Below are 14,759 nucleotides of genomic sequence, written 5' to 3' on the forward strand. Positions count from 1 at the left end.
ATCAGTAAAACTTAGTGCATAAAAGTGTTATAAATAGATTATTCATAAAGTATTCAGAAATCTATGAAATTTCTATCAAAAGTCTCTTATTCCTTAGACGATAAAATTGCGGTAGATGAGTTACTCTCTGGAGTTGAGACCCCAGAACAAATAGCTTGTCTCATTTGCTACTGTACAGAAGAGTATTCCACACTCGCTGTTCAGCGATATTTGGTAGACGCTCTTCCGAATACTCCTATCCATGGATGCACCACTTGCCACGGCATCATGACAGAAACTGGATTTCATTCAGGGCCCGTCATTGGCGTTCTTATCATCTATGACTCAGGGATCAATGCCTACGGAACCGGCATTGAGCACTTTTCTGACTCTATAGAAGCAAGTACCTTTCGAGCTATCGACAAAGCACTTAGAAATGCAAATAGAGAAGGTGAGATACCTGACTTGGTCTTACTTCATTCCACTCCGGGTAATGAAGAGAAAGTAATGGCGGCTATCGATACGAAATTTGGCACAGAAGTGCCTATTGTTGGTGGTAGCGCGGCAGACAATCAGGTTTCAGGAAATTGGAGCATATTCAACGAAGAATCGCTCTCTATTAATGGCGTATCGTTAACCGTCATATTTGCATCGCAATCTATATATTCATCACTAAGCTCAGGGCATACGCCGACTCAATTTTCAGGTACCGTCACCAAAGTAAGAAATCGAATATTGTTAGAGATCGACCATAGGCCTGCGACCACCGTTTATAATGAATGGACTAATTTTCATTTAGGTGGCAGTGATGATGGGTATATTTTTGAAAAGTCGACAGTTTATCCATTAGGCCGAAAGGTTGGCTCTTCTTACGACTACCCATACTTCAAGTTATCGCATTCGATCAGAGAAACTGAGTGTAACGGTATCGAATTGTTCACTGATATAAATGAAGGTGACACCATCTATTTGATGCAAGGCTCTAAGCAACAACTGATCAGTCGTGCCGCTAACATCATTCATTCTTCTTATTATAATGACATGGACCTTGAAGAAAAATTAGGGGCTATCAACATATTCTGTGCAGGACCAATGCTGCACCTAAAACAAGATATGGATGAGGTATGTAACCAGATAAATCAGGCGCTTAACGGCCTCCCATACATATGTCCTTTTACTTTTGGCGAGCAAGGAAGGCTCTCTGGTCGGGAAAACGCGCACGGAAATTTGATGGTATCCTCAGCAACGTTTTATAGGTTAAAAAAGTAATGAGTTCCGAAGGTCAAGAAGCGCTGCAAGAAGCTCGCATTGAACTACAAAAACTAAAACTCCGTGAACGAAAACTCGCTGAAGAGAATAGGGTGATCTTATCAACTATCTCTGCGATCAGTAAAGCGGGTAACATTTCCGAGATATTCTCTAGCTTGGAGTATGTCCTCAAAAAATACATCAAATTCGATGACTTTATTGTAGTTTCAAGGGTAGGGAACGACGGTGCTTTCAAAACCCTGCTAACCAATAACAAAGTCTTTGAGCAAATGAACTGGAACGATTGTGGCAAGCTTTCGCGTGTCATCAATGGAGAATGCGCCATCCTTTTTGAACCCAAATCTTTGGGTGAATTCAACTCTTTGCATCCCATTGTTCTCGACCAAATTAACTCTGTTCTGATCACTGGTCTAGATAGTGGACTGACCCAATCCGTCATTATCTTTATCCATTCCAACACCAAGCACTTCAGCATTGAAACCAAAGCAACCTTAAATCGTTTCCGTCCTCTTATTGAACGAGCCGTTTTCGATATTGAGAACAAAGAGAAGCTTGAAGCAACAGTAAGAGAACGAACCGCAGAGCTAGTAAACGCAAGAAAGGAAGCAGAAGAAGCTAACAAAGCGAAGTCTGAGTTTCTAGCTATGATGAGTCACGAGCTCAGGACACCGTTGAACGCCATTATTGGGCTTATTGACACACTAAAATCCACCGAGCTAACTGAAGAACAGCAATCTATACTGCTTAATATGAGTACATCGTCTGAACTTTTGTTGGCAATTATCAGTGACGTGTTGGATTTCTCTAAGATTGAATCTGGATGTTTCTCGTTAGCTCCTCAGTGGAATAACGTAAGAGACACTGTAACTTTTGTTTTGTCGGAACAAAGAAAAGCCGCAGACAGCAAGGGATTAGCCTTAACAGTGACAACCGATATCCCTGAAGATGAGCTTCATTATATCGACCAGAGCCGCTTAGCGCAGATCCTCTTTAATTTGATTGGCAACGCCATCAAGTTTACTGAGCGTGGACACGTACATGTATCGATCAAGTATCAACAAAGCTCATTCTATATAACAGTAGAAGATTCAGGGATTGGAATCAGTGCCCAGCAGCTTTCGTCATTATTCAGTCCGTTTGTTCAAGCTGATAGCACGATTACCAGAAGGTTTGGTGGCACAGGTTTAGGATTAGCGATCACCAAGCGTCTTGTTGAATTAATGCGAGGCCGAATCTTTGTAAACAGCGAACTAGGACAAGGCTCCAAATTCGAAGTGCAATTGCCAGTTTCAACGAGAGTCGTCTGTGACAAGACAAACAGACAAAATGAACTGCAGATTCAAGAAGAACCAAGAAGTCGATACTCAGTATTGGTTGTAGAAGACAATCCAACCAATCAAATGGTCATAAAGTTAATCTTAACGCGACAAGGCCACGAGGTGTTCATCGCGAGCAATGGAGCAGAAGCCATTGGCTTTATTGAACAAGGCAGCGATGCAATCGACATTATCTTAATGGATGTGTCGATGCCGGTAATGGATGGATTGACCACAACCAAATACATGAGAGATGCAAATATCCAAACACCAATTGTCGCGCTAACGGCACACACATCAGTAGAAGACAGATTTTCTTGCTTAGATGTAGGCATGAATGATTTCGTCACCAAGCCAGTAAGAACCAAAGAAATTACAGAAGCAATTGATAGGCTCATGCTTGAAGTCTAATAAACATATTCTGAATCGAAGATTAGGATATATGTTTATTAGGTATTTTATGGTAAATAGCCTTACTGTTAAATAGAACACCGGAATAGCACTAAAAAGAGAGGCAGGGCATCACACAAAGATACCTGCCTTATCAATACCGAATTGTATTTAACATAATATACATAATGCGCACTTGGGTTAAAAGTTTATCAGGGGTGATTTTAGCTTGGATACACCATATTTAACTTTGGCATCTTTGCAGGCTTCGTCTGCTGTTTTGTATGGACCGTGAACTTCAACTTGACCACAGCGACCACTTGATAAAAACCATTCATTAACTTTAAAACCATGCAGATGATTTAGCTCTTGTACCGTATCTTTAGTGACGTTCGATACCATACATGTTGGTTCATCGTCTTGCTCATTTAAGTAACCGAACAGCTGAATTGGGTATTCCATTAGCTATTTCCTTTTTTATTAGTTAACAAAGCCGAACCGCAAGCGATTTGGTTTATCAGTTCCAGTTGACGCTCTTGTAGATCTGCTACCAGTGCTCCCGGGCATGAGCCAGTACTTAAGAATGCTGTTATGTCAGATAAACAACCTAGAGATTCTCTCAAGTCTTTGTTGGTAAAGTTCATAGTTCAATCTCCATTGGCGTGATGATTTTTCCGTACTTCTTCAGCTCCACAGAACCAAAGTTATTAACGATATAAGAAGAGCTATGAAAGGTATAGAACCCAGCTTCATAAGGTAGTTGCCCTTCTTCTAATTGAACTTTTGTGAGCGTCGGGAAACGACCTTGCAAATACACATAAGCGTCTTGTTCGTAAATGGTACGTGGTGGCTTGCCATCTTTTCCTGGCATGGTTCTAGGTGTAATTTTTACGTCTTCTTTGAATATTTCGATTTTTAACATGGTGCTTTTCCTATGCGTATGCTTTGAAAGGTAAAATATTGGTTTCGGCTACAACTGGCATCTTGTACCAAGGCGGAATTTCGAGCGACTGAACCCCGATAACCTCAGAACGTTTAAGCGTCGGACACATGCGACTAACATCAAATTGTTGACCAATATCGATACCAATCGCTTTTAGGCGTGCTTTATGTTCGTAAAATTGACTATCTTTTAAAATGCTTCTTAAATCTGTTCCGTGTTGCCACATTATGGCGTAACTCTGCGTTGCGTTGGCTGCTTGTCGGCTCCTTACTACGCCTAGTGATAAAAGTTGGTCTGCAAAGGATTGATGCTCGTCGTGTGATATCTGTGTTGTTTTCATAGCATTCTCAATGTCTTGTAAGTGGTTGTAGAAATCTTGCTCTGTTGTGATGCCGTAAAATTGTAAGTCGTGTCGTTTTAATAATGCTTGCCTCAAACTGTGCTCTTCTCGAACAACGCCAAATGACTCGCAATAATCAATAAGCTTGTTCACGTAATCTAATGCTTCTTGTGATATCCCTTCTTTTTTACGTTGGTCTTTTAATAAGTGTCTCTGTAGGTCAACAGCTTTTGCATAGAGCTTGTCCATTATCCAAGTAGACCCTTCACCCCAGTTACAAGTATTACCATCAGGATAAAGCTTAGGTTTTCGTCCTCGACCAATTTGCATAGAAGAAAGACCTCGAATAAAAGAGCGCTCCTTACCCTTCCCTACAGCTAAATTCCGAGTCCAATCTATCGATGTGATTTCAGCACCATTACCAATCAATGAAGACGACTTACCATCAGCAGATTGACGGTGAGCAAAGCGAGTGTTTTTGGTAAACGGAGGCAAGTTATACGAGGCCAGAATATGGTTATAAATAGCTACACATTCATCAAGCGTCTGTAACCCGAAGAGGTTGTCCATACGCTGCCAGCGTGACGGGTTCCCTTCAACTCGAACACGAGTGCCATTACATCGAATAGTTAACTTTGTACTGTATGAGCCTTCTAATATTTTCTGATTAACCGTCGGTGGAAGGTTTTCACCAGTTTCTAATTCGACTCTTTCAATAACATGACGCCCCACGAGAGGAAGATTTCCTTCATGGTGATCTTGTTGTATGAAAAGTTGGTCAATAAAAAACAAATGAAAACCCTGTCAAGAACCAATACAAACACTTTTATGTATGTACATAGATATAAATGTATGGCTGAATAATATGACATATAAAAGTAGGTGTAAACTTAAACTTAAGTAAGGTTTTGAAATGGATTACATATATATGAGTGTTGGTAGCGTTCTTAAAGACAGACGAATTAACTTAAACATCAAACAAGAAGATATTGCAGAACAGATGAAAGTGACGGTACAAACCGTAAGTAAATGGGAAAGAGATATTACTGAACCCAAAGCAAGCCAAGTTTCAAAGCTAAGTCAGATTCTCAAAATTTCAGAGAAAGAAATCTGCCAAGGTGATATCCAAAGCCAAAGGATTGATCCTCTAGATTTTGTTAGGCGCGTTGGGATATTGATGCAGCATGTTCCACATACTGAAATGCTAATAGGTATGCATAAGTATATTAATGATGCCGAAGGATTCATTAACATGCTTTCTCAGGTCTCAGAGTACCCTTTTGAGCTTTTTGATATTGAAACAAGGGAAAATGAGATTTTTCATGCAAAACTAATGTTAAAAGCAATCGAGAATGGTCAAGTTGATGCTAGCGAAGAAGACATAAAAAAAGCAAAAGAACATGCAATTAAAGTTATAGAAAAAGAAAAATAGTCCGGATGTCCGGAGTTAGTTGGGGTGTTACAGGAACCCCAACCCTTCGGGTGACCGATTGAGATTTTGAAGATGACCTTTTAAGGTCATTTTTTTTGAGCTGAAAATACCAAAATGGTACAAGAGTCCACTATTAAAGATAGTGGACATTCGAAAAGGAAAGCCCCGACCCCGCGCTACGCTTGCCTCGGTGTTCGGTGGCTTTTCTCCTTTTCTCCTTCTCACCGTCCTTGCTCAGTCTTCGCCGTCCTTGTTCGTCGTCAAGCGTCGAGTCATCGATAGAAACGAAAATTGGGAGTGCTCTGCACCAAAAAGCTATTATAGCAAGATGAAGGGAAGGTTTTGTGATCTTCTTTTGATGGAGTAACGCTTCGCTGCTTTTCGGGCATTTGGGGGAGCGATGCCCAAGAACTGTATCGAGTGCCCTTATCCCTGCGGGGCTAGTTCCGCTCATCCTCGTCGCTTGCGGTCGGGTGTCTGATTTGTAATAACCACCACCTAATAGAGAAGTACCGAAGTTCTTGGTCTCAGACCAAAAAAGCAATCAACGCGTCACGTTTGCGCGTAACTTAAAAGCATGCAATGATACGAATCCTACTTTATAAGTAGAAACGAGAAAAACCACAATTAAGTGGCTTTTTTTTCAAACTAACCCTACTACTAGATTGCAGTCTTCTCTGTAGGGTCCCTTTAAACTAAAAGGTACAATATGAAATACTTAGAAATAGTGTTAATTATCATAGATTTATTAGGTAAAGCTCTTGAGCTTATCAATCATTTGATAGGTTAACATTCAAAACTTATGTGGGGCAAAGTTAGCGCTGAGCTCCACAATCATCTAATCATTTCAACTGTTATCAAATGATGTATGTTTCTCTTTACATTGTCAACGTGTTTACAGCAATTTGACGGGGGGGACTTCTAGAATTAATGCGCATTGTGCAAATTATGTTACGGGTTAACTTCTAACAACGATTTTCCTAACGAGCATCAAAAAGGCCAGACAAGCTGACCTCCTCATTGAGCATGTTACTCGCCCACGTTCTTATTCAGTTAAGCACAGCAAACCACTCAACATAATTTAAACCCATAATGCGCACTTGGGTTAAAAGTTTATCAGGGGTGATTTTAGCTTGGATACACCATATTTAACTTTGGCATCTTTGCAGGCTTCGTCTGCTGTTTTGTATGGACCGTGAACTTCAACTTGACCACAGCGACCACTTGATAAAAACCATTCATTAACTTTAAAACCATGCAGATGATTTAGCTCTTGTACCGTATCTTTAGTGACGTTCGATACCATACATGTTGGTTCATCGTCTTGCTCATTTAAGTAACCGAACAGCTGAATTGGGTATTCCATTAGCTATTTCCTTTTTTATTAGTTAACAAAGCCGAACCGCAAGCGATTTGGTTTATCAGTTCCAGTTGACGCTCTTGTAGATCTGCTACCAGTGCTCCCGGGCATGAGCCAGTACTTAAGAATGCTGTTATGTCAGATAAACAACCTAGAGATTCTCTCAAGTCTTTGTTGGTAAAGTTCATAGTTCAATCTCCATTGGCGTGATGATTTTTCCGTACTTCTTCAGCTCCACAGAACCAAAGTTATTAACGATATAAGAAGAGCTATGAAAGGTATAGAACCCAGCTTCATAAGGTAGTTGCCCTTCTTCTAATTGAACTTTTGTGAGCGTCGGGAAACGACCTTGCAAATACACATAAGCGTCTTGTTCGTAAATGGTACGTGGTGGCTTGCCATCTTTTCCTGGCATGGTTCTAGGTGTAATTTTTACGTCTTCTTTGAATATTTCGATTTTTAACATGGTGCTTTTCCTATGCGTATGCTTTGAAAGGTAAAATATTGGTTTCGGCTACAACTGGCATCTTGTACCAAGGCGGAATTTCGAGCGACTGAACCCCGATAACCTCAGAACGTTTAAGCGTCGGACACATGCGACTAACATCAAATTGTTGACCAATATCGATACCAATCGCTTTTAGGCGTGCTTTATGTTCGTAAAATTGACTATCTTTTAAAATGCTTCTTAAATCTGTTCCGTGTTGCCACATTATGGCGTAACTCTGCGTTGCGTTGGCTGCTTGTCGGCTCCTTACTACGCCTAGTGATAAAAGTTGGTCTGCAAAGGATTGATGCTCGTCGTGTGATATCTGTGTTGTTTTCATAGCATTCTCAATGTCTTGTAAGTGGTTGTAGAAATCTTGCTCTGTTGTGATGCCGTAAAATTGTAAGTCGTGTCGTTTTAATAATGCTTGCCTCAAACTGTGCTCTTCTCGAACAACGCCAAATGACTCGCAATAATCAATAAGCTTGTTCACGTAATCTAATGCTTCTTGTGATATCCCTTCTTTTTTACGTTGGTCTTTTAATAAGTGTCTCTGTAGGTCAACAGCTTTTGCATAGAGCTTGTCCATTATCCAAGTAGACCCTTCACCCCAGTTACAAGTATTACCATCAGGATAAAGCTTAGGTTTTCGTCCTCGACCAATTTGCATAGAAGAAAGACCTCGAATAAAAGAGCGCTCCTTACCCTTCCCTACAGCTAAATTCCGAGTCCAATCTATCGATGTGATTTCAGCACCATTACCAATCAATGAAGACGACTTACCATCAGCAGATTGACGGTGAGCAAAGCGAGTGTTTTTGGTAAACGGAGGCAAGTTATACGAGGCCAGAATATGGTTATAAATAGCTACACATTCATCAAGCGTCTGTAACCCGAAGAGGTTGTCCATACGCTGCCAGCGTGACGGGTTCCCTTCAACTCGAACACGAGTGCCATTACATCGAATAGTTAACTTTGTACTGTATGAGCCTTCTAATATTTTCTGATTAACCGTCGGTGGAAGGTTTTCACCAGTTTCTAATTCGACTCTTTCAATAACATGACGCCCCACGAGAGGAAGATTTCCTTCATGGTGATCTTGTTGTATGAAAAGTTGGTCAATAAAAAACAAATGAAAACCCTGTCAAGAACCAATACAAACACTTTTATGTATGTACATAGATATAAATGTATGGCTGAATAATATGACATATAAAAGTAGGTGTAAACTTAAACTTAAGTAAGGTTTTGAAATGGATTACATATATATGAGTGTTGGTAGCGTTCTTAAAGACAGACGAATTAACTTAAACATCAAACAAGAAGATATTGCAGAACAGATGAAAGTGACGGTACAAACCGTAAGTAAATGGGAAAGAGATATTACTGAACCCAAAGCAAGCCAAGTTTCAAAGCTAAGTCAGATTCTCAAAATTTCAGAGAAAGAAATCTGCCAAGGTGATATCCAAAGCCAAAGGATTGATCCTCTAGATTTTGTTAGGCGCGTTGGGATATTGATGCAGCATGTTCCACATACTGAAATGCTAATAGGTATGCATAAGTATATTAATGATGCCGAAGGATTCATTAACATGCTTTCTCAGGTCTCAGAGTACCCTTTTGAGCTTTTTGATATTGAAACAAGGGAAAATGAGATTTTTCATGCAAAACTAATGTTAAAAGCAATCGAGAATGGTCAAGTTGATGCTAGCGAAGAAGACATAAAAAAAGCAAAAGAACATGCAATTAAAGTTATAGAAAAAGAAAAATAGTCCGGATGTCCGGAGTTAGTTGGGGTGTTACAGGAACCCCAACCCTTCGGGTGACCGATTGAGATTTTGAAGATGACCTTTTAAGGTCATTTTTTTTGAGCTGAAAATACCAAAATGGTACAAGAGTCCACTATTAAAGATAGTGGACATTCGAAAAGGAAAGCCCCGACCCCGCGCTACGCTTGCCTCGGTGTTCGGTGGCTTTTCTCCTTTTCTCCTTCTCACCGTCCTTGCTCAGTCTTCGCCGTCCTTGTTCGTCGTCAAGCGTCGAGTCATCGATAGAAACGAAAATTGGGAGTGCTCTGCACCAAAAAGCTATTATAGCAAGATGAAGGGAAGGTTTTGTGATCTTCTTTTGATGGAGTAACGCTTCGCTGCTTTTCGGGCATTTGGGGGAGCGATGCCCAAGAACTGTATCGAGTGCCCTTATCCCTGCGGGGCTAGTTCCGCTCATCCTCGTCGCTTGCGGTCGGGTGTCTGATTTGTAATAACCACCACCTAATAGAGAAGTACCGAAGTTCTTGGTCTCAGACCAAAAAAGCAATCAACGCGTCACGTTTGCGCGTAACTTAAAAGCATGCAATGATACGAATCCTACTTTATAAGTAGAAACGAGAAAAACCACAATTAAGTGGCTTTTTTTTCAAACTAACCCTACTACTAGATTGCAGTCTTCTCTGTAGGGTCCCTTTAAACTAAAAGGTACAATATGAAATACTTAGAAATAGTGTTAATTATCATAGATTTATTAGGTAAAGCTCTTGAGCTTATCAATCATTTGATAGGTTAACATTCAAAACTTATGTGGGGCAAAGTTAGCGCTGAGCTCCACAATCATCTAATCATTTCAACTGTTATCAAATGATGTATGTTTCTCTTTACATTGTCAACGTGTTTACAGCAATTTGACGGGGGGGACTTCTAGAATTAATGCGCATTGTGCAAATTATGTTACGGGTTAACTTCTAACAACGATTTTCCTAACGAGCATCAAAAAGGCCAGACAAGCTGACCTCCTCATTGAGCATGTTACTCGCCCACGTTCTTATTCAGTTAAGCACAGCAAACCACTCAACATAATTTAAACCCATAATGCGCACTTGGGTTAAAAGTTTATCAGGGGTGATTTTAGCTTGGATACACCATATTTAACTTTGGCATCTTTGCAGGCTTCGTCTGCTGTTTTGTATGGACCGTGAACTTCAACTTGACCACAGCGACCACTTGATAAAAACCATTCATTAACTTTAAAACCATGCAGATGATTTAGCTCTTGTACCGTATCTTTAGTGACGTTCGATACCATACATGTTGGTTCATCGTCTTGCTCATTTAAGTAACCGAACAGCTGAATTGGGTATTCCATTAGCTATTTCCTTTTTTATTAGTTAACAAAGCCGAACCGCAAGCGATTTGGTTTATCAGTTCCAGTTGACGCTCTTGTAGATCTGCTACCAGTGCTCCCGGGCATGAGCCAGTACTTAAGAATGCTGTTATGTCAGATAAACAACCTAGAGATTCTCTCAAGTCTTTGTTGGTAAAGTTCATAGTTCAATCTCCATTGGCGTGATGATTTTTCCGTACTTCTTCAGCTCCACAGAACCAAAGTTATTAACGATATAAGAAGAGCTATGAAAGGTATAGAACCCAGCTTCATAAGGTAGTTGCCCTTCTTCTAATTGAACTTTTGTGAGCGTCGGGAAACGACCTTGCAAATACACATAAGCGTCTTGTTCGTAAATGGTACGTGGTGGCTTGCCATCTTTTCCTGGCATGGTTCTAGGTGTAATTTTTACGTCTTCTTTGAATATTTCGATTTTTAACATGGTGCTTTTCCTATGCGTATGCTTTGAAAGGTAAAATATTGGTTTCGGCTACAACTGGCATCTTGTACCAAGGCGGAATTTCGAGCGACTGAACCCCGATAACCTCAGAACGTTTAAGCGTCGGACACATGCGACTAACATCAAATTGTTGACCAATATCGATACCAATCGCTTTTAGGCGTGCTTTATGTTCGTAAAATTGACTATCTTTTAAAATGCTTCTTAAATCTGTTCCGTGTTGCCACATTATGGCGTAACTCTGCGTTGCGTTGGCTGCTTGTCGGCTCCTTACTACGCCTAGTGATAAAAGTTGGTCTGCAAAGGATTGATGCTCGTCGTGTGATATCTGTGTTGTTTTCATAGCATTCTCAATGTCTTGTAAGTGGTTGTAGAAATCTTGCTCTGTTGTGATGCCGTAAAATTGTAAGTCGTGTCGTTTTAATAATGCTTGCCTCAAACTGTGCTCTTCTCGAACAACGCCAAATGACTCGCAATAATCAATAAGCTTGTTCACGTAATCTAATGCTTCTTGTGATATCCCTTCTTTTTTACGTTGGTCTTTTAATAAGTGTCTCTGTAGGTCAACAGCTTTTGCATAGAGCTTGTCCATTATCCAAGTAGACCCTTCACCCCAGTTACAAGTATTACCATCAGGATAAAGCTTAGGTTTTCGTCCTCGACCAATTTGCATAGAAGAAAGACCTCGAATAAAAGAGCGCTCCTTACCCTTCCCTACAGCTAAATTCCGAGTCCAATCTATCGATGTGATTTCAGCACCATTACCAATCAATGAAGACGACTTACCATCAGCAGATTGACGGTGAGCAAAGCGAGTGTTTTTGGTAAACGGAGGCAAGTTATACGAGGCCAGAATATGGTTATAAATAGCTACACATTCATCAAGCGTCTGTAACCCGAAGAGGTTGTCCATACGCTGCCAGCGTGACGGGTTCCCTTCAACTCGAACACGAGTGCCATTACATCGAATAGTTAACTTTGTACTGTATGAGCCTTCTAATATTTTCTGATTAACCGTCGGTGGAAGGTTTTCACCAGTTTCTAATTCGACTCTTTCAATAACATGACGCCCCACGAGAGGAAGATTTCCTTCATGGTGATCTTGTTGTATGAAAAGTTGGTCAATAAAAAACAAATGAAAACCCTGTCAAGAACCAATACAAACACTTTTATGTATGTACATAGATATAAATGTATGGCTGAATAATATGACATATAAAAGTAGGTGTAAACTTAAACTTAAGTAAGGTTTTGAAATGGATTACATATATATGAGTGTTGGTAGCGTTCTTAAAGACAGACGAATTAACTTAAACATCAAACAAGAAGATATTGCAGAACAGATGAAAGTGACGGTACAAACCGTAAGTAAATGGGAAAGAGATATTACTGAACCCAAAGCAAGCCAAGTTTCAAAGCTAAGTCAGATTCTCAAAATTTCAGAGAAAGAAATCTGCCAAGGTGATATCCAAAGCCAAAGGATTGATCCTCTAGATTTTGTTAGGCGCGTTGGGATATTGATGCAGCATGTTCCACATACTGAAATGCTAATAGGTATGCATAAGTATATTAATGATGCCGAAGGATTCATTAACATGCTTTCTCAGGTCTCAGAGTACCCTTTTGAGCTTTTTGATATTGAAACAAGGGAAAATGAGATTTTTCATGCAAAACTAATGTTAAAAGCAATCGAGAATGGTCAAGTTGATGCTAGCGAAGAAGACATAAAAAAAGCAAAAGAACATGCAATTAAAGTTATAGAAAAAGAAAAATAGTCCGGATGTCCGGAGTTAGTTGGGGTGTTACAGGAACCCCAACCCTTCGGGTGACCGATTGAGATTTTGAAGATGACCTTTTAAGGTCATTTTTTTTGAGCTGAAAATACCAAAATGGTACAAGAGTCCACTATTAAAGATAGTGGACATTCGAAAAGGAAAGCCCCGACCCCGCGCTACGCTTGCCTCGGTGTTCGGTGGCTTTTCTCCTTTTCTCCTTCTCACCGTCCTTGCTCAGTCTTCGCCGTCCTTGTTCGTCGTCAAGCGTCGAGTCATCGATAGAAACGAAAATTGGGAGTGCTCTGCACCAAAAAGCTATTATAGCAAGATGAAGGGAAGGTTTTGTGATCTTCTTTTGATGGAGTAACGCTTCGCTGCTTTTCGGGCATTTGGGGGAGCGATGCCCAAGAACTGTATCGAGTGCCCTTATCCCTGCGGGGCTAGTTCCGCTCATCCTCGTCGCTTGCGGTCGGGTGTCTGATTTGTAATAACCACCACCTAATAGAGAAGTACCGAAGTTCTTGGTCTCAGACCAAAAAAGCAATCAACGCGTCACGTTTGCGCGTAACTTAAAAGCATGCAATGATACGAATCCTACTTTATAAGTAGAAACGAGAAAAACCACAATTAAGTGGCTTTTTTTTCAAACTAACCCTACTACTAGATTGCAGTCTTCTCTGTAGGGTCCCTTTAAACTAAAAGGTACAATATGAAATACTTAGAAATAGTGTTAATTATCATAGATTTATTAGGTAAAGCTCTTGAGCTTATCAATCATTTGATAGGTTAACATTCAAAACTTATGTGGGGCAAAGTTAGCGCTGAGCTCCACAATCATCTAATCATCTAATCATTTCAACTGTTATCAAATGATGTATGTTTCTCTTTACATTGTCAACGTGTTTACAGCAATTTGACGGGGGGGACTTCTAGAATTAATGCGCATTGTGCAAATTATGTTACGGGTTAACTTCTAACAACGATTTTCCTAACGAGCATCAAAAAGGCCAGACAAGCTGACCTCCTCATTGAGCATGTTACTCGCCCACGTTCTTATTCAGTTAAGCACAGCAAACCACTCAACATAATTTAAACCCATAATACGCAGTGGGCTATAGCTTCCTTAGTCTGCATCATCCATAACGCAAAACCTCCGCAAGCCATTGAAATGCTTGATAATCCTAGCCCGTTAAACTTTTTTGCCATGCGTTCCCACATCTGTTTTATCTCTGGATTTTCGTTGCGGTCAGCGTGCAAACCTATCAAAGCGACCTGTGGGTCTAATTTTGCATTTTCCGCTAAAAAAACCGCTTGCGAATCAGTGAGATAGCGACGCCCTTTGCGAAAATCACTGATTCTCTGCTGTGGTATGTTCATATCGTGCGCTATTTGCTTGTCTTGTACGTATTTTTGAGCCTTTTTATAGGCGTCTAACAGTTCATTCTGGTACATGGCAAATCCTCCGTTTTCCTAATCATAGCTTATTGCTAACCATTTTTGGTGTATTGCGTTAACCAAATCTGGTGTGTATGATTTTCCTCGCTAACCAAATTTGGTTAATCAATTTTGACTGTCTAGGTCTGGGCTGTTCGCCCTTGACGCTTATAGCTCGGCTTAGACGGTCATTCCCAACTCAATAATCAGTCAAGGTGGTTGTTATGCGTATTCTTCAAGTTTGCTCTGGGGTTCTTCCTAGATACCTTTCTCATTACATTGTTACTGATACGGGGCTTACTCCTGTAATCACGGTTCATAAAGATAAAGCTTTGCCTTTGACCGATGCCGATTCTCAAGATGCTTTCAAGCGACTTCTTCCTTTTTGGCCTCAAATGAAAGTGATTGAGGTTTAATC

General features: G+C 40.4%; 19 protein-coding genes. 6 read left to right on the top strand and 13 right to left on the bottom strand.

All coding sequences use genetic code 11. The features are described 5' to 3' along the window. Positions 1 to 63 precede the first annotated feature (63 nt). Both AC3CKG_RS08380 and AC3CKG_RS08385 read left to right on the top strand, forming a co-directional pair. Positions 64 to 1,248 (top strand): FIST signal transduction protein, encoded by a 1,185-nt coding sequence (locus AC3CKG_RS08380; protein WP_488528138.1) that lies wholly within the window; start codon positions 64 to 66, stop codon positions 1,246 to 1,248. Then, positions 1,248 to 2,975 (top strand): ATP-binding protein, encoded by a 1,728-nt coding sequence (locus tag AC3CKG_RS08385; protein WP_488528139.1) that lies wholly within the window; start codon positions 1,248 to 1,250, stop codon positions 2,973 to 2,975. Before AC3CKG_RS08380 ends, AC3CKG_RS08385 begins: the two co-directional genes overlap by 1 nt. A gap of 180 nt (positions 2,976 to 3,155) precedes the next feature. Here the strand turns inward: AC3CKG_RS08385 and AC3CKG_RS08390 are convergent, their stop codons facing one another. The 4 genes from AC3CKG_RS08390 to AC3CKG_RS08405 are packed head-to-tail and all read right to left on the bottom strand — an operon-like array spanning position 3,156 to position 5,029. Continuing rightward, positions 3,156 to 3,416 carry a hypothetical protein gene (locus AC3CKG_RS08390; protein ID WP_488528140.1) on the bottom strand — a complete coding sequence of 87 codons (261 nt, stop codon included), beginning with the start codon at positions 3,414 to 3,416 and terminating at the stop codon, positions 3,156 to 3,158. Beyond that, positions 3,416 to 3,598: a hypothetical protein gene (locus AC3CKG_RS08395; RefSeq protein ID WP_488528141.1), complete on the bottom strand. Its 183-nt coding sequence runs from the start codon at positions 3,596 to 3,598 to the stop codon at positions 3,416 to 3,418. The genes AC3CKG_RS08390 and AC3CKG_RS08395 overlap by 1 nt, the downstream gene beginning before the upstream one ends. Beyond that, complete coding sequence (locus AC3CKG_RS08400; RefSeq protein WP_488528142.1) at positions 3,595 to 3,876, bottom strand: single-stranded DNA-binding protein; 282 nt, start codon at positions 3,874 to 3,876, stop codon at positions 3,595 to 3,597. Before AC3CKG_RS08400 ends, AC3CKG_RS08395 begins: the two co-directional genes overlap by 4 nt. Before the next feature lie 10 nt (positions 3,877 to 3,886). Beyond that, positions 3,887 to 5,029 carry a phage/plasmid replication protein, II/X family gene (locus AC3CKG_RS08405; RefSeq protein ID WP_488528143.1) on the bottom strand — a complete coding sequence of 381 codons (1,143 nt, stop codon included), beginning with the start codon at positions 5,027 to 5,029 and terminating at the stop codon, positions 3,887 to 3,889. 121 nt (positions 5,030 to 5,150) lie between these two features. Between AC3CKG_RS08405 and AC3CKG_RS08410 the strand changes: the two genes are divergently transcribed. Continuing rightward, positions 5,151 to 5,669, top strand: coding sequence for a helix-turn-helix domain-containing protein (locus tag AC3CKG_RS08410; RefSeq protein WP_488528144.1), 519 nt, complete (start codon positions 5,151 to 5,153; stop codon positions 5,667 to 5,669). A 1,105-nt stretch (positions 5,670 to 6,774) separates the two neighbouring features. Here the strand turns inward: AC3CKG_RS08410 and AC3CKG_RS08415 are convergent. The 4 genes from AC3CKG_RS08415 to AC3CKG_RS08430 are packed head-to-tail and all read right to left on the bottom strand — an operon-like array spanning position 6,775 to position 8,648. Beyond that, complete coding sequence (locus tag AC3CKG_RS08415; RefSeq protein ID WP_488528140.1) at positions 6,775 to 7,035, bottom strand: hypothetical protein; 261 nt, start codon at positions 7,033 to 7,035, stop codon at positions 6,775 to 6,777. Beyond that, complete coding sequence (locus AC3CKG_RS08420; RefSeq protein ID WP_488528141.1) at positions 7,035 to 7,217, bottom strand: hypothetical protein; 183 nt, start codon at positions 7,215 to 7,217, stop codon at positions 7,035 to 7,037. The genes AC3CKG_RS08415 and AC3CKG_RS08420 overlap by 1 nt, the downstream gene beginning before the upstream one ends. Continuing rightward, positions 7,214 to 7,495 carry a single-stranded DNA-binding protein gene (locus AC3CKG_RS08425; RefSeq protein ID WP_488528142.1) on the bottom strand — a complete coding sequence of 94 codons (282 nt, stop codon included), beginning with the start codon at positions 7,493 to 7,495 and terminating at the stop codon, positions 7,214 to 7,216. The genes AC3CKG_RS08420 and AC3CKG_RS08425 overlap by 4 nt, the downstream gene beginning before the upstream one ends. A gap of 10 nt (positions 7,496 to 7,505) precedes the next feature. Continuing rightward, on the bottom strand, positions 7,506 to 8,648 hold the full coding sequence (locus tag AC3CKG_RS08430) for a phage/plasmid replication protein, II/X family (protein ID WP_488528143.1): 1,143 nt from the start codon (positions 8,646 to 8,648) through the stop codon (positions 7,506 to 7,508). Positions 8,649 to 8,769: 121 nt separating this feature from the next. On the opposite strand from AC3CKG_RS08430, the gene AC3CKG_RS08435 reads away from it, so the two are divergent. Beyond that, complete coding sequence (locus tag AC3CKG_RS08435; protein WP_488528144.1) at positions 8,770 to 9,288, top strand: helix-turn-helix domain-containing protein; 519 nt, start codon at positions 8,770 to 8,772, stop codon at positions 9,286 to 9,288. Between the two features lie 1,105 nt (positions 9,289 to 10,393). Here the strand turns inward: AC3CKG_RS08435 and AC3CKG_RS08440 are convergent. From AC3CKG_RS08440 to AC3CKG_RS08455, 4 genes are read right to left on the bottom strand one after another with little or no spacing between them, the layout of a single operon-like run. Beyond that, entirely contained in the window at positions 10,394 to 10,654 is a 261-nt protein-coding gene (locus AC3CKG_RS08440; RefSeq protein WP_488528140.1) for a hypothetical protein, read from the bottom strand. After that, on the bottom strand, positions 10,654 to 10,836 hold the full coding sequence (locus AC3CKG_RS08445; RefSeq protein ID WP_488528141.1) for a hypothetical protein: 183 nt from the start codon (positions 10,834 to 10,836) through the stop codon (positions 10,654 to 10,656). The genes AC3CKG_RS08440 and AC3CKG_RS08445 overlap by 1 nt, the downstream gene beginning before the upstream one ends. Beyond that, positions 10,833 to 11,114, bottom strand: a complete 282-nt coding sequence (locus tag AC3CKG_RS08450; RefSeq protein ID WP_488528142.1) for a single-stranded DNA-binding protein — start codon at positions 11,112 to 11,114, stop codon at positions 10,833 to 10,835. The genes AC3CKG_RS08445 and AC3CKG_RS08450 overlap by 4 nt, the downstream gene beginning before the upstream one ends. 10 nt (positions 11,115 to 11,124) lie before the next feature. Further along, positions 11,125 to 12,267: a phage/plasmid replication protein, II/X family gene (locus tag AC3CKG_RS08455; RefSeq protein WP_488528143.1), complete on the bottom strand. Its 1,143-nt coding sequence runs from the start codon at positions 12,265 to 12,267 to the stop codon at positions 11,125 to 11,127. A 121-nt stretch (positions 12,268 to 12,388) separates the two neighbouring features. On the opposite strand from AC3CKG_RS08455, the gene AC3CKG_RS08460 reads away from it, so the two are divergent. After that, a complete protein-coding gene (locus AC3CKG_RS08460; protein WP_488528144.1) occupies positions 12,389 to 12,907 on the top strand; it encodes a helix-turn-helix domain-containing protein in 519 nt (172 codons plus the stop codon). A 1,089-nt stretch (positions 12,908 to 13,996) separates the two neighbouring features. Here AC3CKG_RS08460 and AC3CKG_RS08465 read toward each other — a convergent pair. After that, entirely contained in the window at positions 13,997 to 14,359 is a 363-nt protein-coding gene (locus AC3CKG_RS08465; RefSeq protein ID WP_488528145.1) for a DUF3693 domain-containing protein, read from the bottom strand. Between the two features lie 206 nt (positions 14,360 to 14,565). Between AC3CKG_RS08465 and AC3CKG_RS08470 the strand changes: the two genes are divergently transcribed. Then, positions 14,566 to 14,757, top strand: a complete 192-nt coding sequence (locus AC3CKG_RS08470) for a hypothetical protein (RefSeq protein ID WP_488528146.1) — start codon at positions 14,566 to 14,568, stop codon at positions 14,755 to 14,757. Positions 14,758 to 14,759 lie beyond the last annotated feature (2 nt).

Source organism: Vibrio sp. QJM3NY_15 (genome assembly GCF_057785995.1).

What these genes read in the sequence shown, in the direction of transcription:
- AC3CKG_RS08380 (WP_488528138.1), top strand. Translation starts at nt 64, where the DNA reads ATGAAATTTCTATCAAAAGTCTCTTATTCCTTAGACGATAAAATTGCG.
- AC3CKG_RS08385 (WP_488528139.1), top strand. Translation starts at nt 1,248, where the DNA reads ATGAGTTCCGAAGGTCAAGAAGCGCTGCAAGAAGCTCGCATTGAACTA.
- AC3CKG_RS08390 (WP_488528140.1), bottom strand. Translation starts at nt 3,416, where the DNA reads ATGGAATACCCAATTCAGCTGTTCGGTTACTTAAATGAGCAAGACGAT.
- AC3CKG_RS08395 (WP_488528141.1), bottom strand. Translation starts at nt 3,598, where the DNA reads ATGAACTTTACCAACAAAGACTTGAGAGAATCTCTAGGTTGTTTATCT.
- AC3CKG_RS08400 (WP_488528142.1), bottom strand. Translation starts at nt 3,876, where the DNA reads ATGTTAAAAATCGAAATATTCAAAGAAGACGTAAAAATTACACCTAGA.
- AC3CKG_RS08410 (WP_488528144.1), top strand. Translation starts at nt 5,151, where the DNA reads ATGGATTACATATATATGAGTGTTGGTAGCGTTCTTAAAGACAGACGA.
- AC3CKG_RS08415 (WP_488528140.1), bottom strand. Translation starts at nt 7,035, where the DNA reads ATGGAATACCCAATTCAGCTGTTCGGTTACTTAAATGAGCAAGACGAT.
- AC3CKG_RS08420 (WP_488528141.1), bottom strand. Translation starts at nt 7,217, where the DNA reads ATGAACTTTACCAACAAAGACTTGAGAGAATCTCTAGGTTGTTTATCT.
- AC3CKG_RS08425 (WP_488528142.1), bottom strand. Translation starts at nt 7,495, where the DNA reads ATGTTAAAAATCGAAATATTCAAAGAAGACGTAAAAATTACACCTAGA.
- AC3CKG_RS08435 (WP_488528144.1), top strand. Translation starts at nt 8,770, where the DNA reads ATGGATTACATATATATGAGTGTTGGTAGCGTTCTTAAAGACAGACGA.
- AC3CKG_RS08440 (WP_488528140.1), bottom strand. Translation starts at nt 10,654, where the DNA reads ATGGAATACCCAATTCAGCTGTTCGGTTACTTAAATGAGCAAGACGAT.
- AC3CKG_RS08445 (WP_488528141.1), bottom strand. Translation starts at nt 10,836, where the DNA reads ATGAACTTTACCAACAAAGACTTGAGAGAATCTCTAGGTTGTTTATCT.
- AC3CKG_RS08450 (WP_488528142.1), bottom strand. Translation starts at nt 11,114, where the DNA reads ATGTTAAAAATCGAAATATTCAAAGAAGACGTAAAAATTACACCTAGA.
- AC3CKG_RS08460 (WP_488528144.1), top strand. Translation starts at nt 12,389, where the DNA reads ATGGATTACATATATATGAGTGTTGGTAGCGTTCTTAAAGACAGACGA.
- AC3CKG_RS08465 (WP_488528145.1), bottom strand. Translation starts at nt 14,359, where the DNA reads ATGTACCAGAATGAACTGTTAGACGCCTATAAAAAGGCTCAAAAATAC.
- AC3CKG_RS08470 (WP_488528146.1), top strand. Translation starts at nt 14,566, where the DNA reads ATGCGTATTCTTCAAGTTTGCTCTGGGGTTCTTCCTAGATACCTTTCT.